Source organism: Georgenia deserti, assembly GCF_042680605.1.
Classification (GTDB): domain Bacteria; phylum Actinomycetota; class Actinomycetes; order Actinomycetales; family Actinomycetaceae; genus Allobogoriella; species Allobogoriella deserti.
Genome location: NZ_JBHUEE010000007.1, coordinates 75031 through 100527, shown reverse-complemented (window position 1 = coordinate 100527; position 25497 = coordinate 75031). Strand labels below are relative to the sequence as shown.

General features: G+C 72.2%; 27 protein-coding genes. 16 read left to right on the top strand and 11 right to left on the bottom strand.

The window, feature by feature from the left end:
* Positions 1–210: 210 nt before the first annotated feature.
* Positions 211–1587, bottom strand: a complete 1377-nt coding sequence (locus tag ACFSE6_RS13435; RefSeq protein ID WP_388007949.1) for a protoporphyrinogen/coproporphyrinogen oxidase — start codon at positions 1585–1587, stop codon at positions 211–213.
* The gene (gene hemE / locus ACFSE6_RS13430) at positions 1584–2666 is read right to left on the bottom strand and encodes a uroporphyrinogen decarboxylase (protein ID WP_388007946.1); all 1083 of its coding nucleotides are present in this window, start codon (positions 2664–2666) and stop codon (positions 1584–1586) included. Before hemE ends, ACFSE6_RS13435 begins: the two co-directional genes overlap by 4 nt.
* Positions 2667–2713: 47 nt before the next feature.
* On the opposite strand from hemE, the gene ACFSE6_RS13425 reads away from it, so the two are divergent.
* The 4 genes from ACFSE6_RS13425 to ACFSE6_RS13410 all read left to right on the top strand — a co-directional run bounded on the left by ACFSE6_RS13425 (position 2714) and on the right by ACFSE6_RS13410 (position 6666).
* Entirely contained in the window at positions 2714–4120 is a 1407-nt protein-coding gene (locus tag ACFSE6_RS13425) for a glutamyl-tRNA reductase (RefSeq protein ID WP_388007943.1), read from the top strand.
* A complete protein-coding gene (locus tag ACFSE6_RS13420) occupies positions 4117–5241 on the top strand; it encodes a ferrochelatase (RefSeq protein ID WP_388007940.1) in 1125 nt (374 codons plus the stop codon). Before ACFSE6_RS13425 ends, ACFSE6_RS13420 begins: the two co-directional genes overlap by 4 nt.
* Positions 5241–5978: a hydrogen peroxide-dependent heme synthase gene (gene hemQ, locus ACFSE6_RS13415; RefSeq protein WP_388007937.1), complete on the top strand. Its 738-nt coding sequence runs from the start codon at positions 5241–5243 to the stop codon at positions 5976–5978. The genes ACFSE6_RS13420 and hemQ overlap by 1 nt, the downstream gene beginning before the upstream one ends.
* 76 nt (positions 5979–6054) lie before the next feature.
* A complete protein-coding gene (locus ACFSE6_RS13410; protein WP_388007934.1) occupies positions 6055–6666 on the top strand; it encodes a TIGR03086 family metal-binding protein in 612 nt (203 codons plus the stop codon).
* Here the strand turns inward: ACFSE6_RS13410 and ACFSE6_RS13405 are convergent.
* Both ACFSE6_RS13405 and ACFSE6_RS13400 read right to left on the bottom strand, forming a co-directional pair.
* A complete protein-coding gene (locus ACFSE6_RS13405; RefSeq protein ID WP_465254157.1) occupies positions 6663–7472 on the bottom strand; it encodes a fructosamine kinase family protein in 810 nt (269 codons plus the stop codon). The two genes, ACFSE6_RS13410 and ACFSE6_RS13405, sit on opposite strands and share 4 nt — an antisense overlap.
* A gap of 34 nt (positions 7473–7506) precedes the next feature.
* Positions 7507–8316 (bottom strand): putative protein N(5)-glutamine methyltransferase, encoded by an 810-nt coding sequence (locus ACFSE6_RS13400; RefSeq protein ID WP_388007928.1) that lies wholly within the window; start codon positions 8314–8316, stop codon positions 7507–7509.
* Positions 8317–8468: 152 nt separating this feature from the next.
* On the opposite strand from ACFSE6_RS13400, the gene ACFSE6_RS13395 reads away from it, so the two are divergent.
* From ACFSE6_RS13395 to ACFSE6_RS13385, 3 genes are all read left to right on the top strand, one after another.
* Positions 8469–8732 (top strand): hypothetical protein, encoded by a 264-nt coding sequence (locus tag ACFSE6_RS13395; RefSeq protein ID WP_388007925.1) that lies wholly within the window; start codon positions 8469–8471, stop codon positions 8730–8732.
* Positions 8729–10285 (top strand): lipase family protein, encoded by a 1557-nt coding sequence (locus ACFSE6_RS13390; RefSeq protein ID WP_388007922.1) that lies wholly within the window; start codon positions 8729–8731, stop codon positions 10283–10285. Before ACFSE6_RS13395 ends, ACFSE6_RS13390 begins: the two co-directional genes overlap by 4 nt.
* A gap of 111 nt (positions 10286–10396) precedes the next feature.
* Complete coding sequence (locus tag ACFSE6_RS13385; RefSeq protein ID WP_388007919.1) at positions 10397–10603, top strand: DUF1918 domain-containing protein; 207 nt, start codon at positions 10397–10399, stop codon at positions 10601–10603.
* Between the two features lie 49 nt (positions 10604–10652).
* On the opposite strand, the gene ACFSE6_RS13380 is transcribed toward ACFSE6_RS13385, so the two are convergent.
* Entirely contained in the window at positions 10653–11030 is a 378-nt protein-coding gene (locus ACFSE6_RS13380) for a phage holin family protein (protein ID WP_388007916.1), read from the bottom strand.
* A gap of 120 nt (positions 11031–11150) precedes the next feature.
* Between ACFSE6_RS13380 and hisC the strand changes: the two genes are divergently transcribed.
* Complete coding sequence (hisC, locus tag ACFSE6_RS13375; RefSeq protein ID WP_388007913.1) at positions 11151–12248, top strand: histidinol-phosphate transaminase; 1098 nt, start codon at positions 11151–11153, stop codon at positions 12246–12248.
* Positions 12249–12279: 31 nt separating this feature from the next.
* Here hisC and ACFSE6_RS13370 read toward each other — a convergent pair whose 3' ends face one another.
* Entirely contained in the window at positions 12280–12918 is a 639-nt protein-coding gene (locus ACFSE6_RS13370; protein WP_388007910.1) for a MerR family transcriptional regulator, read from the bottom strand.
* 772 nt (positions 12919–13690) lie between these two features.
* Here ACFSE6_RS13370 and ACFSE6_RS13365 point away from each other — a divergent pair.
* The 5 genes from ACFSE6_RS13365 to ACFSE6_RS13345 all read left to right on the top strand — a co-directional run bounded on the left by ACFSE6_RS13365 (position 13691) and on the right by ACFSE6_RS13345 (position 18443).
* The gene (locus ACFSE6_RS13365) at positions 13691–14011 is read left to right on the top strand and encodes a hypothetical protein (protein WP_388007907.1); all 321 of its coding nucleotides are present in this window, start codon (positions 13691–13693) and stop codon (positions 14009–14011) included.
* A gap of 193 nt (positions 14012–14204) precedes the next feature.
* On the top strand, positions 14205–15365 hold the full coding sequence (gene pdhA, locus ACFSE6_RS13360) for a pyruvate dehydrogenase (acetyl-transferring) E1 component subunit alpha (protein WP_388007904.1): 1161 nt from the start codon (positions 14205–14207) through the stop codon (positions 15363–15365).
* Positions 15362–16366, top strand: coding sequence for an alpha-ketoacid dehydrogenase subunit beta (locus ACFSE6_RS13355; protein ID WP_388007901.1), 1005 nt, complete (start codon positions 15362–15364; stop codon positions 16364–16366). The genes pdhA and ACFSE6_RS13355 overlap by 4 nt, the downstream gene beginning before the upstream one ends.
* Positions 16367–16419: 53 nt before the next feature.
* Complete coding sequence (locus ACFSE6_RS13350) at positions 16420–17865, top strand: dihydrolipoamide acetyltransferase family protein (protein ID WP_388007898.1); 1446 nt, start codon at positions 16420–16422, stop codon at positions 17863–17865.
* Positions 17866–18056: 191 nt separating this feature from the next.
* Positions 18057–18443 carry an SdpI family protein gene (locus ACFSE6_RS13345; RefSeq protein WP_388007895.1) on the top strand — a complete coding sequence of 129 codons (387 nt, stop codon included), beginning with the start codon at positions 18057–18059 and terminating at the stop codon, positions 18441–18443.
* Between the two features lie 76 nt (positions 18444–18519).
* Here ACFSE6_RS13345 and ACFSE6_RS13340 read toward each other — a convergent pair whose 3' ends face one another.
* The 3 genes from ACFSE6_RS13340 to ACFSE6_RS13330 are packed head-to-tail and all read right to left on the bottom strand — an operon-like array spanning position 18520 to position 21121.
* A complete protein-coding gene (locus ACFSE6_RS13340; RefSeq protein ID WP_388007892.1) occupies positions 18520–19542 on the bottom strand; it encodes an NAD(P)/FAD-dependent oxidoreductase in 1023 nt (340 codons plus the stop codon).
* Positions 19539–20069 carry an isoprenylcysteine carboxyl methyltransferase family protein gene (locus tag ACFSE6_RS13335; RefSeq protein ID WP_388007889.1) on the bottom strand — a complete coding sequence of 177 codons (531 nt, stop codon included), beginning with the start codon at positions 20067–20069 and terminating at the stop codon, positions 19539–19541. Before ACFSE6_RS13335 ends, ACFSE6_RS13340 begins: the two co-directional genes overlap by 4 nt.
* A complete protein-coding gene (locus ACFSE6_RS13330) occupies positions 20066–21121 on the bottom strand; it encodes a type III polyketide synthase (protein ID WP_388007886.1) in 1056 nt (351 codons plus the stop codon). The genes ACFSE6_RS13335 and ACFSE6_RS13330 overlap by 4 nt, the downstream gene beginning before the upstream one ends.
* A 40-nt stretch (positions 21122–21161) precedes the next feature.
* Between ACFSE6_RS13330 and ACFSE6_RS13325 the strand changes: the two genes are divergently transcribed.
* Positions 21162–21968, top strand: a complete 807-nt coding sequence (locus ACFSE6_RS13325; protein ID WP_388007883.1) for a UbiA family prenyltransferase — start codon at positions 21162–21164, stop codon at positions 21966–21968.
* 14 nt (positions 21969–21982) lie between these two features.
* On the opposite strand, the gene ACFSE6_RS13320 is transcribed toward ACFSE6_RS13325, so the two are convergent.
* Positions 21983–22963, bottom strand: coding sequence for a helix-turn-helix transcriptional regulator (locus ACFSE6_RS13320; protein WP_388007880.1), 981 nt, complete (start codon positions 22961–22963; stop codon positions 21983–21985).
* 115 nt (positions 22964–23078) lie between these two features.
* Between ACFSE6_RS13320 and ACFSE6_RS13315 the strand changes: the two genes are divergently transcribed.
* Entirely contained in the window at positions 23079–23213 is a 135-nt protein-coding gene (locus ACFSE6_RS13315) for a hypothetical protein (RefSeq protein ID WP_388007877.1), read from the top strand.
* A 106-nt stretch (positions 23214–23319) separates the two neighbouring features.
* On the opposite strand, the gene ACFSE6_RS13310 is transcribed toward ACFSE6_RS13315, so the two are convergent.
* A complete protein-coding gene (locus ACFSE6_RS13310) occupies positions 23320–24471 on the bottom strand; it encodes a serine hydrolase domain-containing protein (RefSeq protein WP_388007874.1) in 1152 nt (383 codons plus the stop codon).
* A 151-nt stretch (positions 24472–24622) separates the two neighbouring features.
* Here ACFSE6_RS13310 and ACFSE6_RS13305 point away from each other — a divergent pair, with 151 nt between their 5' ends.
* The gene (locus ACFSE6_RS13305) at positions 24623–25459 is read left to right on the top strand and encodes an N-acetylmuramoyl-L-alanine amidase family protein (RefSeq protein WP_388007871.1); all 837 of its coding nucleotides are present in this window, start codon (positions 24623–24625) and stop codon (positions 25457–25459) included.
* Positions 25460–25497 lie beyond the last annotated feature (38 nt).

The window sequence follows — 25497 nt, the reverse complement described above, 5'->3', positions numbered from 1 at the left end:
TCGTCAGGGCCCGAGGAAAAGTCGACCCGGCGATATGACAATGTGTCACGAACAATGTCATTCGTGTGATCTGCACCATCGTGTCAGGGCCGACCAGGAAATTGGAAAGGCGCATGTGTTGAAAATCATGAGGGCAATTTCCTGACGGCCTGTCACGACGTTTTTGACGCGGCGTCAGAATGACCATATTCACCATCGTCCCGCAAGACCTCAGCCGGCGACGACCCGCACGGCCTCGCCGGCGGCATGCGGGACCACCGCGCCCAGCCCGGTGCCGGCGACCCACGCCCCGGTCACGGCCAGCCCGGGTAGGACGCGCACCCGGGACTGCAGGTCGACCACGGCGGCCTGGTGTCCGGGGGTGGTCGGAGCGAGTGCCCCGGTGCGGCGCACCACCGCGGCGTCGAGGACCTCGTCGATCGGCACGCCCAGCAGATGTCCGGCGTCCCGCACGGCGACGCCGGTGTCGACGTCGCTGCCTGCAGGGTCGCCCGGCCGGCCGTAGGACAGGCGCAGGACGTGCTCGCCCGGGTCGGTGGCCGCGGCGAGCCAGGGCCACTTCACCGAGGCATGGGTCAGCGCCTTCGCCCGCGTCGCACCCGGCCCGGGGGCGACGAGAAGACCGGAACCGCGCGGCGCGTCGTCGAGGGCGGTTGCCCGGACCACGAGGGTCACGTGGGTGATCGCGGAGCCCGTCGGTTGGGCGGGGACGGTCCCGGGGAGGACCTCGCTCAGCAGGCGGGCGGCGGCCGGGGCGTCGGTCGCCAGGACGAGCCGGGGCGCGCGGACCAGGGTGGGGCCGCCGTCAGCCGCATGCACGGTGACCTCCCAGTCCCGCCCCGCCTGCACCCGCTGGACCGCGGCGCGGGTGCGCACCCGGCCGCCGCCGGCGAGGACGGCCTGCGCGAGCGCCTGCGGGAGGCGGAACAGTCCGCCCGTGGTCGTGGCCACGGCTGGCCCGGAGGGGGCCGCGGCCCGCAGGGCCGAGACGGCGGCACCGAGGGAGCTGTGCCGCGCAAGGCCCTCGCGCAGGCCCGGCACGACGCTGTCGACAGCGAGATCCGCCGGGTCCGCCGAGTGGATCCCGCCGGCGATGGGGCGCACCAGTCGGTCCAGCACCTCGGCCCCCATGCGCGCACGGACCAGGTCGGCCAGCGTGGCCGCCTCGGCACCGACCGCGCGGTCGAGAGCGGCGTCCCACGCCGCGCGGGCGGCTCCCTCCGGGCTCAGCACCGCGGCCACGTCCGCGGCGGCCGGATCCGCCGGGATGCCCAGCAGGGCCTCGGCGGGCATGGGGAACGCGTGGCCGTCGGCGTAGACCCAGGAGCCGCCGGACGGGGACTCCACGGCGAGCCCCAGCGAGGTGGCCAGATCGCGGACGTCGGGGCGGCGCACCGCGAACGACTCCGCGCCGAGGTCGACCTCGTGACCGCCGACCGTGCCGCTCATGACCAGGCCGCCGACCTCGCCCGAGGCCTCCAGGACCACCGGGCGTAGGCCAGCCTCGACGAACGCGTGCGCAGCCGTCAGGCCGGCCATGCCCGCGCCGACCACCACCGCGTCCGCGGTCGCCGTGCCGGGACTCACAGCGAATGCACCAGGTCGACGACCCGCGTCAGCACCGTGGGGTCGGTGCCGGGAGGTACGCCGTGGCCGAGATTGACCACGTGTCCCGGCGCCGCGCGGCCACGTTCGACGACGTCGCGCACGTGTGCTTCGAGCACCGTCCAGGGTGCGGCGAGGAAGGCCGGATCGATGTTCCCCTGCAGCGGCGTGCGGCCGCCCAGGCGTCGGTTCGCTTCGTCCAGCGGGATGCGGTGGTCCACTCCGACGACGTCGGCTCCCGCGTCCCGCATGGCCGCGAGCAGTTCGCCGGTGCCGGTGCCGAAATGCACCCGCGGGACGGGCGCCGCGCCGTCGTCGGTGCCGTCGAGGTGCGCCAGGGCGCGGGCGCTGTACGGCGCGACCTTCGCCGCGTAGTCCGGCAGGGACAAGGCGCCCGCCCAGGAGTCGAAGAGCTGGGCGGCACGCGCCCCGGCGTCGACCTGCGCGCGCAGGAACGCCCCGGTGAGGTCCGCCGCCCAGGTCATCAGCCGGTGCCAGGACTGCGGGTCCGCATGCATGAGCGTGCGCGCGGCCAGGTGGTCCCGGGACGGCCGGCCTTCGACCAGGTACGCCGCAAGGGTGAACGGTGCGCCCGCGAAGCCGATCAGCGGCACGGATTCATCCAGCTCCACGACCGTCAACCGGACGGCCTCGGCCACTGCGGCGGCGTCGCCCGGCTCGTGCGCTGTCAGCGCGGACACGTCTGCCGCGGTGCGCACCGGCTCGTCAACCACCGGGCCCACCCCGGGTTCGATGTCCACGCCCACCCCGGCCAGCCGCAACGGCACCACGATGTCCGAGAACAGGATCGCCGCGTCCAAGCCGTGGCGCCGGACCGGCTGCAGCGTGATCTCCGCCGCGAGCTCAGGCCGCAGGCATGCCTCGAGCATCGGCACGCCGGCACGGACCTCGCGATACTCGGGAAGCGACCGCCCGGCCTGCCGCATGAACCACACCGGCAAGGTCTGTGGTTGCTGGCCGTGAAATGCCGCGAGCAGTGGTGGAAGAATTCTTGCGGACGTGTCCCCGGACACACTCCCGGGCGTCGTCGAATTGGTCACCGTCACATTGTGCCTGGCCCACCGGAAAATGGTTCAATGGAGTCCTTGTGGTGCTCCTGACTCTCTCCGCGAACCACCACGACCTGGACCTTGCCGACATCGACCGGCTCTCGGCCGGTGCCTCGGAACTCGGCGCCCGCGTCGTGGCACACAGTCCTGCCGTCCGTGGCGCCGTCGTCCTCGCCACGTGCAACCGCTTCGAGCTCTACCTCGAGACCGACGACGCCGACGGCGGCGAATCGGCCGCCACCACCGCCGCCTACCGCGCGGTCGCCACCGCGAGCGGGACGCCGGAGGACGAGGTCGCTCGTCTCATGCGACCGATCGGTGGCGACCAGGCCGCCGCCCACCTCTTCGAGGTCGCCGCCGGGCTCGACTCGATGGTCGTGGGCGAGCGCGAGATCGCCGGGCAGGTGCGCCGTGCGCTCTCCCGCGCTCGGCAGGAGGGCACCACTACCCCGCTGCTCGAGCGGACGTTGCAGTTCGCGGCCCGTACCTCGCGCCAGGTCGCCGTGGAGACGGACCTGGCGCGCGCCGGCCGGTCGGTCGTGGCCGTGGCACTCGACCTGGCCGCCGCACAACTCTTCGGCCGGGACGCCGAGGCCGGGGTCGACGAGCCCACAGGCGGCGGTTCGGACGGCGGCGGCGTGCCCCACCAGAGCTGGGGCGGTCGCCGCACCCTGCTCGTCGGCACCGGGGCCTACGCCGGAGCGGCACTCGCCGCCCTGCGCGCCCGTGGTGCCCGGGACATCGCCGTGTGGTCCGCCTCCGGTCGCGCCGAGAGCTTCGCCGCCTCGCACGACGTCGCCGTCGCTCCCGCCGACCTGGACGCCGCCCTCGCCGCCGCGGACCTGGTGGTGACCTGCCGCGGCACCGGGTCTCCCGTGCTCGGCGCCTCGGCCGTGGCCGGTGCTGTCGAGAACCGTGCCGGTGCGCCCCTGGTCGTCGTGGACCTCGCGCTGCACCGGGACGTGGCGCCCGAGGTCGCGGAGCTGCCCGGTGTCCTGCTGGTCGACCTGGAGGCCGTGCGCGAGCACGTGCCGGCCGCCACTGCCGCCGACGTCGTCCGCGCCCGCGAGATCGTCGCCGACGGCGTCCGTGCCCTGGCCGAGACGACGGCGGAACGGCGCATGGACTCCGCCGTCGTCACCCTGCGCAGCCGGGTCGCCGACGTCGTTGCGGACGAGTTGGACAAACTCCCCGCCGACGGCGAGATCCCCACCGAGCGGGCCGCCCAGGCCCTGCGCCGGCTCGCCGCTCGTCTCGTCCACGAGCCCACCGTGCTCGCCCGAGAGGCCGGTCGCGCCGGCCGCGCCGAGGAGCACCTTCGCGCCCTCGAGCAGGTCCTGGGCCTGCCCGTCACCGACACCGCACACGACGGACCGGAGACCTCCGGGCCGATGGACGCCGCACCCACCGCGGCGGAGACCGAGCGAGCCGAAAGAACCCGATGACCGACCTGAACCCCTACGACGCCGTCCTCCTCCTCTCCTTCGGCGGACCCGAGAAGCCCGAGGACGTCGTGCCGTTCCTCCGCAACGTCACCGCCGGACGCGGCATCCCCGACTCCCGGCTGGAGGAGGTGGGCGAGCACTACTACGCCTTCGGCGGACGTAGCCCGATCAACGATCAGAACCGTGCGTTGCTCGCGGCCCTGCGCGCTGAGCTCGCCGAGCGCGGGGTCACTGTCCCGGTGGCGTGGGGAAACCGCAACTGGGACCCGTACCTGACGGACAGCCTGCGCGAGTTGCACGACGCCGGTGCCCGGCGCGTGCTCACCTTGGTCACGAGTGCCTACGCGTCCTACTCCGGGTGCCGCCAGTACCGCGAGGACATCGCGGCGGCGCTCGGCACGCTCGCCGAGGAGGGGCGCTACCTCGAGGTCGACAAGATCCGGCCGTACTTCAACGCGCCCGGCTTCGTCGAGGCGAACGTCGACGCTGTCGTCGGTGCCTACGAGCGCCTCGGCGTCCCGCCCTCGCCGGACGCTCCGCTGGTCTTCGTCACCCACTCGATCCCGACCACCATGGAGGTCGCCTCCGGCGTCGGGAATCCGGCGAGCTACTCCGGTCAGCACCTCGACGTCGCCGCCGTGGTGGCCTCCCGAGCGGCAGAGCGCCTGGGGGCGTCGATCCCGTGGGAGCTGGCGTACTGCTCGCGCTCCGGTACGCCGTTCACGCCCTGGACCGAGCCGGACGTCGGGCGGTCCGTCACCGCCCTGCACGCAGGCGGTGCACGGCACGTGGTCCTCGCGCCGATCGGCTTCATCTCCGACCACATGGAGGTCATCTACGACCTCGACACGGAGGCCCGCGAGGTCGCGGACGAGCTGGGTATGCCGATGGAGCGGGCCGCCACCGCCGGGACGCACCCGGCGTTCGTCTCCGGGCTCGTCGATCTCCTTCTCGAGCGCGCGGGGAGCGACCGCGGCGAGGTACCCGAGCGCCCGACCGTCGGCGTGCTCGGTCCGTGGCACGACGTATGCCCGTCCGGGTGCTGCTACCGGCAGGCCGGCGTCGACTCCGGCGTACCCGCCGCGTGCGAGCGCTCCGACGCGATGTTGACGGTCGCCTGATGGGCGAGCAGGACACCGCACCGCCGCGGCTCGGCGCCGGGCTGAGCTCCGAAGAGACCGAGGCCATCAACCAGCAGGTCCGCTACACGATGTGGTCGGTCTTCTCCGCCGCCGCGCCGCTGCCCGGTCAGGACGCCGACCGCGTCGCCCTGGCCGAGGAGGCGTTGGCCGCCGTGGACACCGCCGGCGTCGAGGTCCGCGGCTGGTACGACGTCGCCGGCCTGCGTGCCGACGCCGACCTCATGGTCTGGTGGCACGCGCCCAGCGTCGAAGAGGTCCAGGCCGCCTACCACCGCCTGCTCGGCAGCCGCCTCGGCGCTCACCTGGCGCCGGTGTGGTCCGTGGCCGCCCTGCACCGGCCGGCCGAGTTCAACAAACGGCATGTGCCGGCGTTCCTGGCCGGCGAGGAGCCTGGCAGGTACCTGTGCGTGTACCCGTTCGTGCGGTCCTACGACTGGTACCTGCTGCCCGATGACGAACGGCGCGCCATGCTGCGCGACCACGGCCTCGCCGCCCGCGACTACGGCGACGTCCGGGCGAACACGGTGGCTGCCTTCGGGCTCGGTGACTACGAGTGGATCCTCGCGTTCGAGGCGGAGGAGCTGCACCGCATCGTCGACCTCATGCGCGACCTGCGTGCCACCGAGGCTCGCCGGCACGTGCGCGAGGAGGTCCCGTTCTTCACCGGCCCGCGGGTCGCGCTCGCCGACTGGATCGAACGGCAGCCGCGAGCCTGACGCACACGTCGTCGGATGTGAGCGGGTCCCGCATCGCGGCCTTGTGATTGCGATCTGCAACTGGAATGCTTGCGGCATGACGAGCACGAGTACGGTCCCCGACCTCGAGCCGGCAGGAGCCGCCCTCGCCGCGGCGGTCGCGGCCACCGATCCGGGCAGGCTCGACGCGCCGACGCCGTGCGCCGACTGGAGCGTCCGCCACCTTCTGGCCCACATCGACGACCTCGTGACAGCGTTCACCGCGGCCGCCGCGAAGGACCTCGGGCCGTCGACCGACACCGACACCGACCCCGCCACCCGCCGCTCCGTGCTGCGGCCGGGCTGGGCCGAACGCCTCCCGCGGGAGATCGGCACGCTCGTCGGGGCGTGGCGTGATCCGGACGCCTGGACCGGCATGACGCGCGCCGGTGGCGTCGACCTGCCCGGCGACGTCGCGGGTGTCGTGGCCCTCGACGAGTTGGTCCTGCACGGCTGGGACCTCGCGCGCGCCACCGGTCAGGACTACCGGATCGACGAGACGTCGGCCGGGATCGTCCTCGGCTTCACCGAGCAGACCGCCGCCGATCCCTCGCCGCTGTTCGGACCCGCGGTCCCGGTTCCCGATGGTGCCGCTGCCTTCACGCGCGCGCTCGGCCTGGCCGGTCGCGATCCCGAGTGGCAGCCTCCGGGCGAATGGGCCGCGCGTTAGGCGTACTGCGCCGCGACGCTCACCGTCTGCGCACCGTACCCGCCGCCGAACAGGGCCGCGTGGACGATCAGCATGTGCAGCTGATGCAGGCCCACGCGATCAGCCCAGCCCGCCGCCAACGGCGAGACCTCGTGGTAAGCCGCGACGATGCGCTCGCGGTGCGGTGCGCCGAAAACCGACAGCTGGGCGAGGTCGGACTCCGCATGGCCGCCTTGGGCGGCCGGGTCGATGAGCGTTCCCCCGGTCTCGGGCGACCAGAGCACGTTGCCCGACCACAGGTCGCCGTGCAGCCGTGCGGCGACACCGGTGACGAGGCCGGGTTGCGGCGCATCGAACTCGCCGTCGTCGATCCGGCCCGCGCACCGCTCCACGGTCCGGGCGCCGTCGTCGTCGATCGAGCCGTTCTGCCGGGCCGCCGTCAGGTAGGGCAGGACGCGGTCGGTGGCATAGAACTCGCCCCACGAACCGGGCGGCTCTGCGCGCAGCGGCAACGGCGCGCGGCCCATGAAGCCCTCGCCGGCGAACCCGGGTGGCGGGCAGCCGTGGTGTGGCGCGCCGGCCGCGTGGGTCCGGGCCAGGGCGCGGCCGAAGTCCTCCGCCGCCGCCGCTGTCGCGGCCGTCTCCCGGACCCGCCGGGTCTGCAGCACGCCGGGGGACTCGTCGACGATCTCGGCTACCGCAGCGCCGGCCTCGGCCTCGGCGAGCCAGCGCAGCCCGGCCGCCTCGAACGCCACGGCACGCGGGTCATCGGTCTTGCGGAAGATATCCACGGCTCCATCCTGGGGGTCGGTCACGGGACGCGTCATCCGGGGCGTCACGCTCGAGGTTCGACCGCCGGCGTCATCCGTGCGCTCGACCGACGACGGCCGTCGCACCGATCGCCTCGTCCCGGACCACGCGCGTCAGCAGTCCGGCGTCGGCCATCAGCGCCGCGGCGGCCGTCGCCTGCGCGGCCGAGGTCTCCACGAGCAGCGTGCCCGAGCGCGTGAGCCGCTCCGGCGCGCCGGCGATGACGCGGCGGTGCACGTCGAGGCCGTCCGGTCCGCCGTCCAGCGCGACCAGGTGCTCGTGCTCTCGGGCCTCCGGTGGCATGCGGGCGATCTCCGCCGTCGGCACGTACGGCGCGTTGGCGACGACGACGTCGAACCTCAGCCCGGCCGGCAGCGGTGCGTAGAGGTCGCCCTGCAGGACGCGCGCGCCCGGCAGGTTCCGGCGCGCACACCGCACGGCGTCCGGGTCCACGTCCACCGCCCAGGTCCGCACGCCGGGGACGTGGTGACGGACCGCGGCGGCGATCGCTCCGGTGCCGCACCCCAGGTCCAGCAGGGATCCGCCGGCCTCGATCAGGTCGGTGGTGAGCTCCACCAGCAGCACCGAGCGGCGTCGTGGGACGAACACCCCGGGTGCGACGTGGACGCGGACACTGGAGAGCTCGGCCCAGCCGAGGACCAGTTCGAGCGGCTCACCGCAGACCCGCCGGGAGACCATCGCCTCCAGCGCTTCCGAGTCGTCGGCGTGCTCGATCAGGAGCGCGGCCTCCTCCTCGGCGAAGACACAGCCCGCGGCGCGCAGGCGTGCGGTGAGGTCCCTGGACCGCCCCGGCGGATACGCGCGGGCTCCGAAGGCCGGGGGATCGGCGGCGTTCGTCACGGTCACAGTGTCTCGCCGACGGACCGACGGCGCCGATCGGTCCACATCTGCGCTCCAGGTGACACCTTGTCCACAGCGAGGCGCCGGCCTGGCGCATCCATGGGCACCTCGTCCCTAGCGTGCTGGTCCGTGCGGAGGAGGAAAGGGGCGAGATGAGCGACATCTGGACCATTCCGGCCGGTCTGGAGGCGGCGGCCGGAAACCTGGAGGAGGTACGGACCGCGGTGGCGGGGTGCCTGCCGGTGCAGTGGACGGGCGCCGGAGCGGAGAGCTACGCCGGTGCCGTCTTCGCGTTACTCGACCGGGTCTCGGCGGTCAGCACCGGTATGTACGCCACGCTGCCCGCCGTACGGTCGGCCACCGTCGCGGCCACTGCCGAGATCGCCGGGACCGGGGCGGCGGGAGGTGCCGGATGAGCGTGCCCATCCCGGAGGCTGACGAGGGGGTGACCGGCCGCACCCCGGGGACCACGGGGTTGGTGACCACGGGCGGGTCGCCCTACCACGGCGGTCGGCGTACCGACGTCGAGACCGCGGAGCTGCGTACCCACCACAACAATCTCAACGCCGCGGCGGACCTCGTGGACGCGCTCGAGGCACAGCTCGCCGCCCTCGACGCGGACATCGAGGTCTCCGGGCAGGCCCACCAGGTCCTGCACCACTTCGGTGACGTCCGGGTTCGCCTCGGTGAGCTGCGCTGGGGGCCGAACGGGCTGCGTCCCCTCGCCGAGGAACTGCGTCAGCGCGCGAGCGACGTCTTTCAGCAGTCGCTGGTCTACGACGCCGCGGAGGCCGCCGTCGTCATGGGGTTCTCGCCGCCGCTCTCGCGGCGCATCCTCTACCAGTTCCCGCTCATGCCGCCGGGTACCGACCAGCTCCAGATGCTCGAGGACATGGCGGAGTTCGCCCGCGCCGCCGGCTTCGCCTACGCCAACATGCGGTTCAACGACATCCCCGACGGCCTGATGCTGCAGAGCGACGTCGCCAACTTCGCGCGGCAGATGCAGTACATGAACAGTGACGTGGTGCGGAACCGCTTCTTCTACGACGGCGAGCACATCGACGTCGACGGTCTCACCCCGACGCAGCGCTCCGCCCTGGTGGGCCTGTCCTGGCTGAGCATGGTCCAGCCGTGGAACCGCAACCGGGACGATGTCGTCGTCACACCGAGCGAGGTCTCGGCGCCGCCCGTGGTCGTCGACCCGAACGCCCCGTTCGGTCCGCAGACCACGCCGACGATCCTCGGCACCGAGGCGGCGACGCCACGGAGCGTGCGCGACGTTCTCAGCCACGTCGACGAGGTCAACCGGTACATCGACAGCCGCGGCGGTGACGCAGCCATCGAGATCCAGCGCACCACCACCTCCGGCGGTGAGCACCGGTGGACCGTCTACATCCCGGGCACCCGCGCCCCGCTCAGCACCGGCGGACCGAACCCCATGGACATGGAGACCAACCTCCTCGGTATCGCCGGGGAACGGACGGACATGGAGATCGCGGTCGCCCAGGCACTGCGCCAGCTGAACGTCCCACCGGACGAACCGGTCAACATCGTCGGGCACAGCCAGGGCGGCATCGTGGGGACCCGCGTGGCGGCCGACCCCGTTCTGCAGTCGCAGTACACCTTCTCCACGGTGGTCACGGCCGGCAGTCCCACCGGAACCACCGACGGCGTCCCGTCCGACGTCCAGGTCCTTCACCTCGAGGACAGCCAGGACCCGGTGGTCGGGCTCGACGGCGAGCAGAACGAGCCGGCGCCGAACCGGGTGACCGTCACCGCGCTCAGCGAGGAACCCTCCGGGCTGGGTGAGCACCACCACCTCGCGCAGTACGTGGACATGGCGGAGCAGTTGGACGACTACGAGCACCCCGCGGTGCGGCGGTTCATGACCATGGGGGCCGAGGCGATGGCGCTCGACGACGCCGGCGCCACGACACGCTCGTACGTCTTCGACGTCCAGCGTCGGTGAGGTGCCCGCCCCCGTGATCACGGCAAGTACGGACGGCTCGACGTGACCGACGCCGCGGCGTCGACGCACAATGGAACCGCCCTGGATCGACGATGACGAGAAGGAGGGACGATGAGAGCGGCAGTAGGCGATCGGATCGTCACTCAGTCCGATGTCGTGGGCAGGCCCGGTCGCGAGGGTGTGGTGACCCAGGTCAAGAACCCGGACGGCTCACCACCGTTCACGGTCCGCTGGGACGGCAGCGAGGAGGAGACCCTCGTCCACCCCGGACCGGACACCGTCGTCCACGCCGGCGACTCCTCGGCCCACGCGTCCTGACGGCGCCCCTCGTGCGTGGTGGCCCGTGCCGCCGCGCACGGGGCCCGCGTCAGCGTTTGCCGGGAATCACCAGGTGCAGCAGCCAGCTGACGATGGCGATCACGACCCCGGCCACGACGGCCGTGCCGAACCCGTCGACCGTGAGGCCGAACTCGGTGAACGACGTGATCCACCCGGTGAGCATCAGCATCAGTGCGTTGACCACGAGGAAGAACAGCCCGAGCGTGATCACGTACAACGGCAGCGACAGGAGCTTGACCACCGGGCGGACGAGCATGTTCACCAGGGTGAACACCAGGGCGACCACGCCGAGCGAGAGCAGAGTCATACCGGTCGAGGTCGCCGGTGCGAGCTCGATCCCGGCGAACAACCAGTCGCACAGCCAGAGCGCTGCGGCGTTGACCAGGAGCCGGATGACGAACTTCATGGCCCGATCCTGCCATCGGCCGGTGCGTGACGCCCCGCGAACCGCCGCCAGGTGAGCGAGAACACGACCGCCAGGTGGTCACCTTCGCCGCGACGCCGCCGGTGCGCGATCATGGCGCCCATGGCTTCGTCGCGCCCTCCCGTCAGCCTCAGGCCCGAGATCGCCGCCTTGCCGTCCTACGTTCCGGGTGCCCGACCGGCGCGCCGTCAGGTCTACAAGCTCTCGAGCAACGAGCTGCCGTTCCCGCCGCTGCCCGCCGTCGGGGCCGCGCTCGCCGACGCCGGTGTGGACGTGAACCGATACCCGGACATGTACGCGACCGATCTCACGTCGGCACTCGGTGATCTTCTCGGCGTGCCCGCCGAGAAGATCGTCGTCGGCAACGGTTCGGTCGCCGTCCTGGCCCACGTGCTGGAGGCGGTCTGCCGTCCGGGCGATGAGGTGCTCATGGCGTGGCGGTCGTTCGAGGCATATCCCATCGCGGTGCCGGTGGCCGGCGCCACGCCGGTGATGGTGCCCGTCGACGAGGACGGGCGCCACGATCTCGACGCGATGGCGCGGGCGATCACCCCACGGACCCGCGTCGTCCTCGTGTGCAGTCCGAACAACCCCACCGGTCCCGCGCTCAGCCAGTCCGAGCTCCGCGCGTTCCTGCAGATCGTCCCCCGAGACGTCCTGGTGGTCCTCGACGAGGCCTACCTCGAGTTCGTGCGCCGACCGGACCCCACCGACGGCGTCGCCCTGCTGCCCGAGCACAAGAACCTCGTGGTGCTGCGCACCTTCTCGAAGGCCTACGGTCTCGCCGGCCTGCGGGTGGGCTACGCCGTCGCCCGTCGGCGGCTGGCCGCGGGGTTCCGGGCCACGTCCACGCCCTTCGGTGTCAACGGCCTGGCGCAGGCCGCTGCCCTGGCCGCGCTCACGTGCCAGGATCTGGTCGCCGAACGGGTGGGTCAGGTGGTGGCCGAACGCGACCGGGTGCGCGATGCGCTGACCGGCCAGGGATGGAGCATTCCCGATCCGCAGGGGAACTTCGTCTGGCTCGCGCTCGGCCGACGTGCCGCCGGATTCGCCGCTGCAGCACGTGACCGCGGGGTACTCGTGCGGCCGTTCGAGGACGAAGGGGTCCGTGTCTCGATCGGCGAACCGGAGGCGAACGACCTGTTCCTGGAGATCGCGGGCGAGTGGCGGCGTGACCATGCCGCCGTGGCCGGGGACTGACTCAGTCGCGCGGCGCCTCGCCGGTGGTGGCCTATCGATGGTCCGGTCGGCCGGAGCCGGTCAGCGACACGTGCTGCTGGGCGAGGCGGCGCAACGTCGTCGCGAGCGCGTCGCCGAGCACCGTACCGACTACGACGGTGCGGACCTGAGCGGCCAGGTCCGGCCGCGACCAGGCGGTCCGCAGGTCGAGTTCCGCCACCTGCTCGGCGATCTCGGCACGCTCGTCGAGGGTGTCCAGCAGGCCCTCGTCTCCGGCGCGACGGATGTCGTGGAGAAGCCGTGCGAGCGTGCCGCGTGCCGGGGAGGTGGGTGCGATCCGCCAGCCCATACGTGCGATGAGCTCATCGACCTCGGCGAACGCCGCACGCGCCTCGGCCGAGTCCTCCTCCAGGCCCGGACCGGCGATCGCCTCCTGCGCGACCCGGAAGACCTGGTGCGGTCTCGGGCCATCGGCGTCCACGGCAGCCAGCACGTCCCGGACGGCAGTGACGGAGAGTCCCCCGACGTTGCGCAGCGCCCGGATCATGGTCAGGCGGCGGAGGTGGTCCTCGGTGTAGTCGGCCTGGTTGCGGCCGGTGCGCACCCCGGTGGGAAGCAGCCCTTCCCGTAGGTAGTACTTGATCGTCGGGACCGGCACCTCGCTCCGCCGGCTCAACTCCGCCATCCGCATCGTCATCGTCCTTTCGGCGATACGCCCTCTTGCGCGCACGCCAGATGGACAGTATAAGTATCCATAGCGGATAGCGATGCTATCCACTATCCATTGAGGGGAACCCAGGTGAGGTCTGCACTCGAGCTGATGCGTGGATGGAACCGGCCGATGCTCTGGCTCGCGGTGGCGATGGCGGCGCTCGCCGTCGTCTCGGCCGCAGGCCTCCTCGTCGACGATCGGACGCTGCTCGGTGCGCCGATCTGGGCGAAGCCGTTGAAGTTCTCCGTGTCCATCGCGGTCTACGCGTTGACTTGGGCGTGGCTGGCGTCGCTGACGGCACGCCCGTTCGTGCACCGGCTCTCCGTCGTGATCGTGGGGCTGCTCGTGGTGGAGATCGTCATCATCGTCGGGCAGGTCCTCCGCGGGACAGCAAGCCACTTCAATCAGCACACCGGACTCGACGCGGCGCTCTACACCGTCATGGGTGTTTCGATCGCGGCCGTGTGGGTCGCGACGTTCGTGCTGACCGTGTTCCTCTGGCGTGCCGACCTCGGGGATGCGGCGAGCCGGGCGGCAATCCGGCTGGGTGCGGTCCTCGCGCTCGTCGGGATGGCGCTCGCCTTTCTCATGACGTCTCCGACCGCGGACCAACTGACAGCGATGGAGGAGGGACGCGCGGTCGACGCCGTCGGTGCTCACGCGGTCGGGGTCGAGGACGGCGGACCCGGGCTGCCGATCCTCGGGCTGGAGCACCACGGGCGGCGACCTGCGCATCCCGCACTTTGTGGGGATGCATGCCCTCCAGGTGCTGCCCCTGGTGGCCCTGGCGCTGAGCCTCCTGGCGGCCTCGGTCCCGGTTCTGCGCGCGCATCGGGTCCGCGCCCGGATCGTGTGGTCCGTGGGTCTCGGGTACGGAGGTCTCGTCGCCCTCGTCACCTGGCAGGCGCTGCGCGGGCAGTCTGTCGTGGCGCCGGACGCCGGAACGCTGGTGGCTGGGACGGTGCTGGGCCTGACCGTGGTGGCCGGGATCGCCGGCGCGGTGCGCTCGGCCCGGACGCAGGCATCCTCCGCCGCACAGGCGTCCTCGGTTGCGGAATCCCACAGCAGGTGACCGGTTTGCCAACGGCGACCCGCCGTTGTTTGGAGAAATCCGCAAATCGCAACCGACGGTGCCGTAGCTTACGCTGGCGTAGGTTTCGTGGTCGCCACCCGGACCTCGGACCCGACGCCGTGCTCGCCGCACCACCCCCGCGGCGAGCACGGCGCACAAGGGCTCATCCGGAGCCGTCGCCGAGGAGGACACCTTGCCCGATCCGCTCACCACGCTGGAGACCGCCGCGGACGTGACGACGTTCCAGGTTCTCGATGCCGAGGGCCGCCGTCGCGAGAGTCCCGGGGGCGAGCCGTTCGCCCCGTACGTCGCGGAGCTGACCGATGACCTCGTTCGAGCCATGTACCGCGACATGGTCCTCACCCGCGCCTTCGACGCGCAGGCCACCTCGCTGCAGCGACAGGGCGAGCTCGGGCTCTGGGCGCCGTCCCTGGGACAGGAGGGGGCCCAGATCGGCTCCGCGCACGCGCTGCGCCGCCGCGACTACGTCTTCCCCTCCTACCGCGAGCACGGTGTCGCGCACGTGCGGGGCATGGACCTGAGCCTGATCCTCCCCCTCTTCCGCGGAACCCAGCACGGCGGCTGGGACGTCCACACCCACAACTTCCACCTGTACTCCATCGTCATCGGCAGTCACGCCCTGCACGCCGTCGGCTACGGCATGGGGATCCAGCGCGATGGCGACGTGGGGACCGGGGAGACGGACCGGGACCGCGCCGTCGTCTGCTACTTCGGAGACGGAGCCAGCAGTCAGGGGGACGTCAACGAGGCCCTCGTCTTCGCCGCCTCCACCGCCGCGCCGGTGGTGTTCTTCGTGCAGAACAACCAATGGGCCATCTCGGTGCCCGCCGCCACGCAGTCACCGGTGGCGCTCGCCCAACGCGGATCCGGTTTCGGCATCCCGTCGGTCAGCGTCGACGGGAACGACCCGCTGGCCTGCTACGCCGTCTCCCGCGCGGCGCTGGACCGGGCCCGGTCCGGCGGTGGCCCCACCTTCATCGAGGCCGTCACCTACCGGATGGGGGCGCACACCACCTCCGACGACCCGAGCCGCTATCGCGCGAGCGAGGAGGAGGAGCGCTGGGCCGCCAAGGACCCGATCTCGCGTGTGCGCCGCCATCTCGAGGCGGAGGGTGTGGCGGACCAGGAGTTCTTCGCCGCGGTGGATCATGACGCGGACGAGCTCGCCACCTTCACCCGGGACCGCTGCCGCGCCTTCGCCGCCGGCGGCGCCGTCGAGATGTTCGACCACGTCTATCAGGCGCCGCACCCGCTCGTGGCGGCCGACCGCGAGGAGTTCGTCGCGTTCGAGAACGGGTTCGCGGACGCGGACGCCACCGGAGGTGCCGCATGAGCGCGGTCGTCACGCCGCTGGCCCGGGCCATCAACGCCGGATTGCGTGCCGCCATGGACCGCGACGACTCCGTGCTTCTCATGGGCGAGGACATCGGCCCGCTCGGTGGCGTCTTCCGCGTCACCGACGGACTGCAGGAGACCTTCGGCGAGGACCGGGTGGTGGACACCCCGCTCGCCGAGTCCGGCATCGTGGGCACCGCGATCGGGCTTGCGTTCGCCGGCTACCGGCCGGTCTGCGAGATCCAGTTCGAGGGATTCGTCTTTCCGGCGTTCGATCAGATCACCACCCAGCTCGCCAAGCTCAGTTACCGCTCCCAGGGTGGGCTGTCCGTCCCCGTCGTCGTCCGGATGCCGTACGGCGGCGGCATCGGTGCGATCGAGCACCACAGCGAGTCCCCCGAGGCCTACTTCGCCCACACCGCCGGGCTGCGGGTGGTCTCGCCCGCTACGGCTGCCGACGGCTACACGATGATCCAGCAGGCGATCGCCTCGCCCGATCCGGTGATCTTCCTCGAGCCGAAGTCCCGCTACTGGGACAAGGCCGAGGTCGACGAGGCCACCGCACCGGACCTGAGCGATGCCGGGCTGACAACCGGGCTGCACGCGGCCCGCACGGTGCGCCGTGGCGGAGACGTCACCGTGGCCGGCTACGGCCCGACCGTGAAGACGATGCTTGCCGCCGCCGAGGTCGCTGCGGGCGAGGGCACCGAGCTCGAGGTCATCGACCTGCGCTCGATCTCACCGCTCGACGTCGACACGGTTGCCGCATCGGTCGAGCGCACCGGACGGCTGGTCGTCGTCCACGAAGCACCGGTCTTCTTCGGGCCCGGCGCCGAGCTCGCCGCCCGCATCACCGAACGTTGCTTCTACCATCTCGAGGCGCCGGTGCTCCGGGTCGGCGGCTACCACACCCCGTACCCTGCCTCGAAGCACGAGGAACACTATCTGCCCGGACTGGACCGGGTGCTGGACGCCGTCGACCGCACCCTGACCTACTAGGGGTTCGAGCCAGGCGTCCGCGCCGCGAGACCGCACCACCGAGAGGAGCACCCGTGCCGAGCTACCAGCAGTTCCGACTTCCGGACGTCGGTGAGGGCCTGACCGAGGCCGACATCGTCACGTGGTCGGTGGCGGCCGGGGACACGGTGGCGACCAACCAGCAGCTCTGTGAGATCGAGACCGCCAAGTCCGTCGTCGAACTGCCCAGCCCGTACTCGGGCCGGGTCCACGAGATCCTCGCCGCCGAAGGGTCGACGGTCGAGGTGGGTGCTCCGATCGTCGTCATCGACGTCGACCCGGGAGGGCCTGAGACGGACGGCGACCGCGGAGCGGGGGTGGCCGCATCCTCGATCGTCGGCGGAGCCGAACAGCGCGGCGCCGATCCGGCCGGGGGCGAGTCGGATCCGGTGGCCTCCGACGTGTCGGAGGCGGCGGAGGAGGACTCCTCGGGATCGGTCCTGGTCGGGTACGGCACGCGACCCGCCACGGCTGGTCGGCGTCCACGCAAGCAGACCGTGCCGGATGCCGCGCCTGCCGCGTCGGGGCCCCGGACGGATGCGAGCGGGACGGACGTGACGCCCGCGCCTCGGGATCCGCGAGTGCTCGCCAAGCCGCCCGTACGCCGGTTGGCCAAGGATCTCGGCATCGACCTCGCGTTCGTCTCCGGTTCCGGCCCCGGCGGGATCATCACCCGCGAGGACGTCCTCGCCCAGCAGCAGCGCACCGAGGCGCAGCCCCTCGCCACCTACGAGGGGGACGAGGAGCCGTGGCTCGAGGGCGGGACCGTCTCAGCGGACGGCCGCCAGACCCGCGTGCCGGCGCGTGCCGTGCGCAAGCGCACCGCCGAGGCGATGGTGCACTCCGCATTCACCGCCCCGCACGTGACCGTCTTCCACACGGTGGACGTCACGAAGACCATCGAACTGGTCGAGCGACTCAAACAGGACAAGGAGTTCGCGGACGTGCGGGTCACGCCGCTGCTCGTGGTCATGAAGGCGTTCATCCTCGCGATCCGCCGGAATCCGGAGGTCAACGCCTCCTGGGACGACGAGCGCCAGGAGATCGTCTACAAGCACTACGTGAACCTGGGGATCGCCGCCCAGACGGACCGTGGCCTCGTGGTCCCGAACATCAAGAACGCCAACCGGATGACGTTGCACGAACTTGCCGTCGCGCTCGGTGATCTCACGGCCAAGGCGCGGGCGGGCAGGACGCAGCCGGCGGACATGGCCGACGGCACGGTCTCGATCACCAACGTCGGCGTCTTCGGGATCGACACCGGGACCCCGATCCTCAACCCGGGCGAATCGGTCATCCTCGCGTTCGGGGCGATCCGCGAGCTGCCGTGGGTCCATCAGGGCGAGGTCACACCACGCCGGGTCTCCCAGCTCGCGTTGTCGATGGATCACCGGCTGGTCGACGGTGCGCTGGGCGCCCAGGTGCTCGCCGACGTCGCAAAAGTGCTCGAAGACCCGGCCCAGGTGCTCGTCTGGAGCTGACCGGGCGGCGCCACCCCGGCCGAGCCCGTCCCACTCCCGCCCCCGCCGGCGGCGATTCGTCATCGATGTGCCGACTGGTCATCGATGTGCCGACTCGTCAACGATGTGCCGAGTTGCGACTCTTGGGCGGGACCGATCGGGCCGCCGGAACTGGCTGGGCCTGAGTCGAACGCCGCGGAAGGAGGTGCCCGATGCCAGGGCTGCTGATCGCTCTGACGACCGGTGCCGGACTGCTCGTCATCGCAGTCTCGCTCGTCATGCTTGCCGTGATGGCCACCGCGCCCGGCTTCGGCCCCAACATGGGCATCGGGATCCGGACCCGCGCCACCAAGAGCTCACCCGAGGCGTGGCGAGCCGGACACGTCGCCGCTCGCCCGTGGCTGATCGTGGCCGGGGCCGTGGCGCTCGCCGTCGCCGTTGCCGACCTGGTGCTCGTGGCGGCCGGAGTCAGTGCGGACGTGATCCTGATCGTCGCCATGAGCACGTACGCCGGCGCGCTCGTTCTCGTGGTCGTCGGTGCCCTGCGAGCGAACCGAGCGGCTCGATCCGTCGCGGACGAGCACCGGGCCGGCGGCTGACCGGGCGCACATCATCGACGAGTCGGCACACGAATGACGAGTCGGCACACGAATGACGACTCGGCGGGCCTGGGGGTCAGCCGGCGATCTGGCGGACGGCGGCGGAGAACAGCCCGGGCATGGCCCGCGCCGCCGGCACCAGTCGGCGACGGACGAGGGGGACCTGCGCCGCGGCGAGTAGCGCCCAGGTCTCACGGCGGTGCGCGGCGACGATCTGGCGCCAGGCGGCCTCGTACTCGATCGCGCGGCTGCGCGCGCACGCCCGCACCGCCGCTTCGGCCTGGGCCAGAGCGAGCGCGATGCCCTCGCCGGTGAGGGCATCGACGTACCCGGCGGCGTCTCCGACGAGTAGCACCCGGCCGGCCACCCGGCGCGCCGAGCGCTGCCGCATCGGTCCCGCACCGCGTACCGAGGAGCTCCACTCGGCACCGCGCAACCGGGCCAGCAGTGCCGGGAACTCGCGAAGATGCTCGTCGAACGGTCGGCGATCCCCACTCAGCACGGCCACCCCGACGGTCTCGGGGCCGACCGGTGTCACGTACGCCTCGGCACGCTCGGCCCAGTACACCTCGACCCGATCCGTCCAGGGGGCGAGGCGGACGTGCCGCCGCAGACCGTACCGGCGCAGCCGGCCGGGGCCGCGGTCCAGCCCCAGCTGGCGGCGCAGCGGCGAGTGCAGGCCGTCCGCCGCGACGACGTGGCGCGCACGGGCTCCGTCGACGAGCACGTCGTCCCGGCGCACCTGGACCTGCGCCACGGAACCGGTCAGTACCGGGACGCTGGCGTCATCGATCGCCCGGCGCATCGAGGCATGCAGCACCGTCCGGCGCACTCCACGTCCCGGCGCACCGGCGAACCGGGCCTCAGCGTGGGCGCCGTCGGCGGTGAGATACCGGATGCCCCGCAGTACGGAGCCGTCCGGGCGGATACCGAGCGACTCGAGCCGGTCGACGGCGACCGGCATCAGCCCCTCACCGCAGGCCTTGTCGATCGACCCGGGACGCGCCTCGCGGATCTCGACCGACAGGCCGGATCGCGCCGCGTACAGCGCTGTCGCCAGTCCGGCCGGTCCGCCGCCGACGACGATCAGGTCCCTCACCTCTGCGGACCTCCGGCCACGGCAAGCGCGCGGTTCTCGGCGCGGATCCGCACCGCGAGGAGCGCCGCGTTCGCCACGGTGAAGATCGATGCCGTGAGCCAGGCGCCGTGCACGAGCGGCAGCGCGAAGCCTTCGACGACGACGGCCACGTAGTTCGGGTGGCGCATCCACCGATAGGGCCCCGAGGCCACGAGCGGGAGGTCGGGCACCACGATGATGCGGGTGTTCCACCGCGGCCCGAGCGTCGCGATGCACCACCAGCGCAACGCCTGCGACCCCGCGGCCAGTACCAGCATCATCACCGCGAGTGCGCCGGGAAGCTCCGGGCGGCGCAGCCACACCTCGGCCAGGGCGCCGACGAGCAGGCCGGTGTGCAAGGCCACCATGACGCGGTAGTGACCCTGGCCGGACTCGACGCCGCCGCGGGCGAAGCTCCACGCCGCGTTCCGCCTGGCCACGCGCAGCTCGGCCAGCCGTTCCGCACCAACGGCGAGGATCAGGACGGTGAAGAGGAGTTCGCCGATCATGCGCGCAGCAGCACCATCTCGAGGCCGAAACCTGGACCCATCGCCAGCATCACCCCGTACGATCCCGGCTCCGGTGGAACCTGGTCCAGGGTGGAACGCAGGATGTGGAGCACCGAGACCGAGGAGAGGTTGCCCGCCGTGCGCAGGGACTCGGTCGTCAACGCCAGCGCCTCCGGTGCGACGCCGAGCGCGTCGGTCATCGCGGTGATCACCTTCGGGCCGCCGGGGTGGCAGACCCACCAGCCGATGTCCTCCACCGCGAGCCCGTGGGCCGCCAGGAAGCCGGCGACGTCCCGGCCCACGTGCTCGCGGACCAGGTCAGGGACCTCGGCTCCGAGGACGATCCGCAAGCCGGACGAGCGCACGTCCCACCCCATCGTCGCCTCGGTGTGCGGATAGGTGCGACTACCGCCGGCGAGCACGGTCGGACCGGCCACGGCGCCGTGATCCGGCCCGACGGCGACGACGGCAGCCGCGCCGTCACCGAAAAGGCCCGAGGCGACGATGTTGGCGGTGGAGGGGTCGTCGTGCTGGACCGTCAGCGAACACAGTTCGACGGCGAGCAGGACGGCGACGCCGTCGGGCCGGCCGTGCAGCAGCTCGTGCGTGCGGGCGAGCCCCGCTGCGCCCGCCATGCAGCCGAGTCCGAGCATCGGTACCCGGACGAGGTCCGGCCGCATGCCGAGCCGCGCGGCGATCCGGGCCTCGAGGGAGGGGACCGCGACGCCGGTGACCGTCGTCGAGACGGCGACGTCGACGTCGGCGGGGGTCAGGCCCGCGCGCTCCAGCGCGTCGGAGACGGCACGAGCCCCGAGCTCGACCGCCGCGGCGATGAAGGCGTCGTTGGCCTGCCCGAAGTCGGTGAGCGCCGCGTAGTGCTCGAGCGGCAGCGCAAGGTGCCGGCGGTCCACGCCCGCGCTCGCGTGAATCCTCCGGAGCGTGCTCGCCTCCCGGCCGGACAGGCCGATCAGGTCGACGAGCGCCTCGGCGATGACCGGCTGGTCGTAGTGGTGAGCCGGGAGGGCCGTGGCCACGCCGGCGAGCTGCGTCATCCATCGAGCGTACGGTTCGCACCGCTCGTACGCTCCCTGTGTGGTTGCCACCGTCGGCGCGCTGGTCCGCGCCTGTCACCCCGCGCCGACGGCCGCGGTGACGGCGCTGGCGGCCCTTCTCGCGGTAGCTGCCGGGCACGGTCGCGGACGTGTCGCCGTCGTCGGGCTCGCGGTCCTGCTCGGACAGCTCTCGATCGGTTGGTGCAACGACCTGGTCGACGCCGAGCGGGACCGGCGGGTCGGCCGCCGCGACAAGCCGACCGTCACCGGCGAGCTGCCGCTGCCGACGCTGCGGTGGGCGCTGATCGTGGCGACCGTCATGTGCGTACTCGTCTCGGCCCTGCTGGGACCGTGGGCCGGCGCGGTGCACCTCGGACTGCTGGTCGGCTCGGGGTGGGTCTACAACGTGCGGCTCAAGCGCACCGTCTTCTCGTGGCTGCCGTACCTGGTGGCGTTCGGTTCGCTGCCGGCCGTCGCGTGGGCGGCGCTGGACCCGCCGCAGCCGCCGCCTGTGTGGACGGTGGCGGTCGGCGCCCTGCTCGGTGTCGGTGCGCACCTGGTCAACGTGCTCCCGGATCTCGACGACGACGCCGCCACCGGGATCCGGGGGCTGCCGCACCGGCTGGGCGCACGGGTGACCACGGTGCTCGCCGTCGCTGTGCTCATGGCAGGATCCGTCGTCGCCGTGCTCGGGCCGGCCGGCGATACCCCGGCATGGGCGTGGTTGGTGCTCGCCGGGATCGTGACGCTCGCTGTCCTCGCGCTGGTGCGTGGCGGACGGGCGCCGTTCCGTGCCGCCCTGGTGATCGCCCTCGCGAACGTCGTGGTGCTGCTCCTACGCGCGTGATCAGTCCAGCGTGATCAGTCCAGCCAGCCGCGCTTGACCGCCTGGACGCCGAGCTCGAACCGGCTGCCGGCTCCGGTCCGGCTGGTCAGCGCGTTCACCATGCGCCGTAGCGTCCGGATCGAGATGCCCATGGCGCGGGCGATCGCCTCGTCCTTGTAGCCGTGGGCGAGCAGGCGCAGGAGCTCGCGTTCCTCGGCGCGGAGGCACTCACCCTCGGTCGCCGGGTCGATGAGGTACTCGCCGGTGTGCCAGAGCAGGTCGAAGTAGGCCTGCAGGATCATCACCGCGCCCGGGGTGTTGATGAGGATGGAGCCGTGACCGCCATGCGGCGGGTCGGAACGGAACAGGGCGACGTCGCCGTCGTAGATGACGAAGCGCGGCGGCAGGTCGATCGCCGTCTTGACCTGGCCCCCGCGTTCGGTGAACCACTGCGCGAACTCCAGGGCGTCGTCGTTCTGCCGGGCTTCGGACGGATAGATCGCCCGGATCGCGACACCACGGTCGAGCATCTCCCCGTCGTCCACCTTGGCCTGGCCCAGGGCGTGCCGGGACGGGACTGACGGGAGGACCGAGTCGACCCGGACCCGGACCGACCGCGCCAGCTGCCGGAGGCGCCCGACGACGTCGTCCATCTCGACCAGGCGCTCGAACTCGCCGTAGGACGTCGTCGAACTCGAGCGACTCAACTCGTGGGTCAGGCGCGAGGCTTCGATGCGCCAGGCGCTCAACCGCTCCTGCGAGCGGTGCAGCTCCTTCTCCTGCTCGCTGAGCAGCCGTTCGAACGCGACCTGGGGCGGCTGGGCACGGAACTTGTCCGGTGACGCGTGGGACCGCCGAACGAAGCCCTTGTCCTCGAGATTCTCCATCGAGCGGGTGACATCGGCGTCGCTCGCCTCGAGTTCGTTCGCCACGCCGGGCACGTCCAGCTCCGGGTCGGCGAGCATGACCCGGTAGACAGCGAGATCCGTGGAGGTCAGCCCCAGCGGTTCGAACATCACCCCAATAGTCTGGCATCGCCGTCCCGGGCCGGAGCTTTCCCCGTGTCAGGTCCGGTTCGGGCGGCTACCTTTGGTCGTACCGTTCCCGTCGAGTCAAGAAGGACTGATCACTGTGTTCAAGCGAATTGTTGCTGGTGCCGCCCTCGCCCTCGCCCTCATGGGCTTCACTGCCGTGCCCGCCGGTGCGGTCGCCCTCGGTGGCTTCAGCCCGATGTGCGCCACCTGCGAGACCCCGACCGGCAACTGACAGCCGAGCCGGGTGAGCGCGACGTGGAGCCGCGTCCCTCCCGCGGCTCCTGCTGCGCCGGCCCGGACCACCGACCTCGGCAGAGCCGTCGCCCGACGTCGCCGCATCAACCGGCCAGGTCTCGCGCGAGGCGGGCGAGTTCCCGGCGGACCGGGTCGACGTCGAAGAGCTCACGCCGGGGATGGACGCGGTTCGTCAGCAGGATGACGGTCAGCTCACGGTCCGGGTCGATGACCAGTGAGGTGCCGGTGAAGCCGGTGTGCCCGAATACGGCACGGTCGTCGGTCGCCATGACGTCGGCCTGACCGAGGCGGAATCCGAGCGCCTGGTCGTAACCGATGCGCTCGATCTCCGCGGGTGGCAGCGTGCCGGTGGTCAGCAACGCCCGCGAGGTCTCACTGACGAGGCCGCAACGGCCGGTTCTGACCTCCTCGGCCAGCCTCAGCAGATCCTCGGCGGTGGAGAACAGACCCGCGTTGCCCGCGCCGCCCAACGCCCATGCCGTCTCGTCGTGGACCTCGCCGCGGACCAGGCCGCGCTCCGGCTGATACTCCGTGGCGGCCACCGCAGAGCCGGCAGCCGGTCGGTAGCGGGTCCACGTCATGCCGAGAGGGCCCGCGACGGACTGTTCCACCAGCTCAGGCAGCGGTCGGCCGGTGAGCCGTTCGAGAGCCAGGCCGAGCGTCTGATAGCCCACGCACGAGTACTGGTGGGCGGTCCCGGGCTCGAACTCCAGCGGCTGGGACGCGAGATAGGCCGCCCGCTCCGCGCGGCCACCTCGAACGGTCCACGGTCGGGCGACGGCCGGTAGCCCGGCGGTGTGCGTGAGCAGCCGACGTGCCGTCACGCGTGCTCGTGCCCCGCGGCTCGCCACCCCCTCCGGACCGTGACCGAACTCGGGCAGCCAGGTCAGGACGGGCGCATCGAGATCGAGGATGCCGCGGTCGACCTGCACCAGGGCCGCAAGCGCGACGACGATCTTTGTCAGGGACGCGATGTCCCAGACCGTCTCGCGCGTGACGGGCTCCCGGTCGGCTTCGGGCAGCAGGCCGCCGTCGTGGTCGTACAGCGCGGCCATGCCCGCGTGAGTGTGGGCGAGCACCTCGCCCCGGTGAGCGATCAGCGCCGCCGCGCCCGGCGCCGCGACCTGCGGACCCGCGGCAGGCGCGGGTCGTGGCGCCGTCGCCCGCGCGAGCAGCGCCCCGACGGCGCGGCCGAGATCCCCGGACCACGGCAGGTGCCCGCTCGGATGGCTCACGAGCCCATCAGACCACGCGCCGCACATTCCTCGTTCGGGCCACACGCCGCTCGCCACGCCCCACCACGCCGCGCCGCGCGCGACCGTCACCGCGGCCGCAGGCGTGCTGCGGTGACCGGTTCCGGTGGCCCGCAGGTGACAGGATGAGCTGGTGCCGGCCCGTCTGTCCCGCCCCGTTGTCACGGTGGCTGCGCTCGTGGCGCTGCTCGCCGTCGCGGTCGGGCTGCACCTGGGATCGTCGCCGTTGCCCGATCCGGAACCGACGGCCACCCCGGCGCCGACTCCGTCACCGACGCCCACCCCCACACCGACGCCCGAGCCGCAGCCGCTGGAGGGGGTGCACATCCTGCTCGATCCTGGGCACAACGGCGGCAATGCCGCCGCGCCCGCCGAGATCGGGCGGCTCGTCGAGGACGGGCGAGGCGATCGCAAGCCGTGCAACACGGTCGGGACGAGCACTCTGTCCGGCTATGCCGAGCACGCCTTCGCCTGGGACGTCGCCACGCGGGCCAGGGACATGCTCGCCGACCACGGGGCCGAGGTCTCCCTCACCCGCACCAACGACGACGGCGTCGGCCCGTGCGTGGACGAACGCGGACAGGCGGCGGCGGACAACGACGCCGACGTCCTCGTCTCCCTCCATGCCAACGGCTCCGAGGATCCCGCAGTCCAGGGCTATTTCGCCATCGTCTCGGCGCCCCCGCTCAACGACGCGCAGGGCCGTCCCTCCCGTCGCCTCGCCCATTACCTCCTCGATGCCCTGGATGCCGCCGGGTTCAGTCCCTCCACCGCCATACCCGGCGCGCTGAGCGAACGGCCCGACCTCGGCACCCTCAACTGGTCCGAACGGCCCGCCGTCATCCTCGAGCTCGCCGAGATGCGCAACCCCGAGGAGGCCCGTCTCGCCGAGAGCAGGCGAGGACGTGGCCGCTACGCCGAGGCCGTCGTCGCCGGCCTGCTCGCCTGGGCCGAGGCGCGCGGCGACTGAGTGCCCGGTCGCCGGTCATCGTCCGGCGCCGTGGCCGA

Bases quoted from the DNA above. Each gene is read 5' to 3' on its own strand.
- ACFSE6_RS13420 (WP_388007940.1), top strand. From the start codon at position 4,117: ATGACCGACCTGAACCCCTACGACGCCGTCCTCCTCCTCTCCTTCGGC.
- ACFSE6_RS13330 (WP_388007886.1), bottom strand. From the start codon at position 21,121: ATGACGCAGCTCGCCGGCGTGGCCACGGCCCTCCCGGCTCACCACTAC.
- ACFSE6_RS13395 (WP_388007925.1), top strand. From the start codon at position 8,469: ATGAGCGACATCTGGACCATTCCGGCCGGTCTGGAGGCGGCGGCCGGA.
- hemQ (WP_388007937.1), top strand. From the start codon at position 5,241: ATGGGCGAGCAGGACACCGCACCGCCGCGGCTCGGCGCCGGGCTGAGC.
- ACFSE6_RS13380 (WP_388007916.1), bottom strand. From the start codon at position 11,030: ATGAAGTTCGTCATCCGGCTCCTGGTCAACGCCGCAGCGCTCTGGCTG.
- ACFSE6_RS13335 (WP_388007889.1), bottom strand. From the start codon at position 20,069: ATGATCGGCGAACTCCTCTTCACCGTCCTGATCCTCGCCGTTGGTGCG.
- ACFSE6_RS13345 (WP_388007895.1), top strand. From the start codon at position 18,057: ATGCCAGGGCTGCTGATCGCTCTGACGACCGGTGCCGGACTGCTCGTC.
- ACFSE6_RS13320 (WP_388007880.1), bottom strand. From the start codon at position 22,963: ATGTTCGAACCGCTGGGGCTGACCTCCACGGATCTCGCTGTCTACCGG.
- ACFSE6_RS13410 (WP_388007934.1), top strand. From the start codon at position 6,055: ATGACGAGCACGAGTACGGTCCCCGACCTCGAGCCGGCAGGAGCCGCC.
- ACFSE6_RS13365 (WP_388007907.1), top strand. From the start codon at position 13,691: ATGCATGCCCTCCAGGTGCTGCCCCTGGTGGCCCTGGCGCTGAGCCTC.
- ACFSE6_RS13405 (WP_465254157.1), bottom strand. From the start codon at position 7,472: ATGACGCGTCCCGTGACCGACCCCCAGGATGGAGCCGTGGATATCTTC.
- ACFSE6_RS13390 (WP_388007922.1), top strand. From the start codon at position 8,729: ATGAGCGTGCCCATCCCGGAGGCTGACGAGGGGGTGACCGGCCGCACC.
- hisC (WP_388007913.1), top strand. From the start codon at position 11,151: ATGGCTTCGTCGCGCCCTCCCGTCAGCCTCAGGCCCGAGATCGCCGCC.
- ACFSE6_RS13385 (WP_388007919.1), top strand. From the start codon at position 10,397: ATGAGAGCGGCAGTAGGCGATCGGATCGTCACTCAGTCCGATGTCGTG.
- ACFSE6_RS13355 (WP_388007901.1), top strand. From the start codon at position 15,362: ATGAGCGCGGTCGTCACGCCGCTGGCCCGGGCCATCAACGCCGGATTG.
- ACFSE6_RS13370 (WP_388007910.1), bottom strand. From the start codon at position 12,918: ATGCGGATGGCGGAGTTGAGCCGGCGGAGCGAGGTGCCGGTCCCGACG.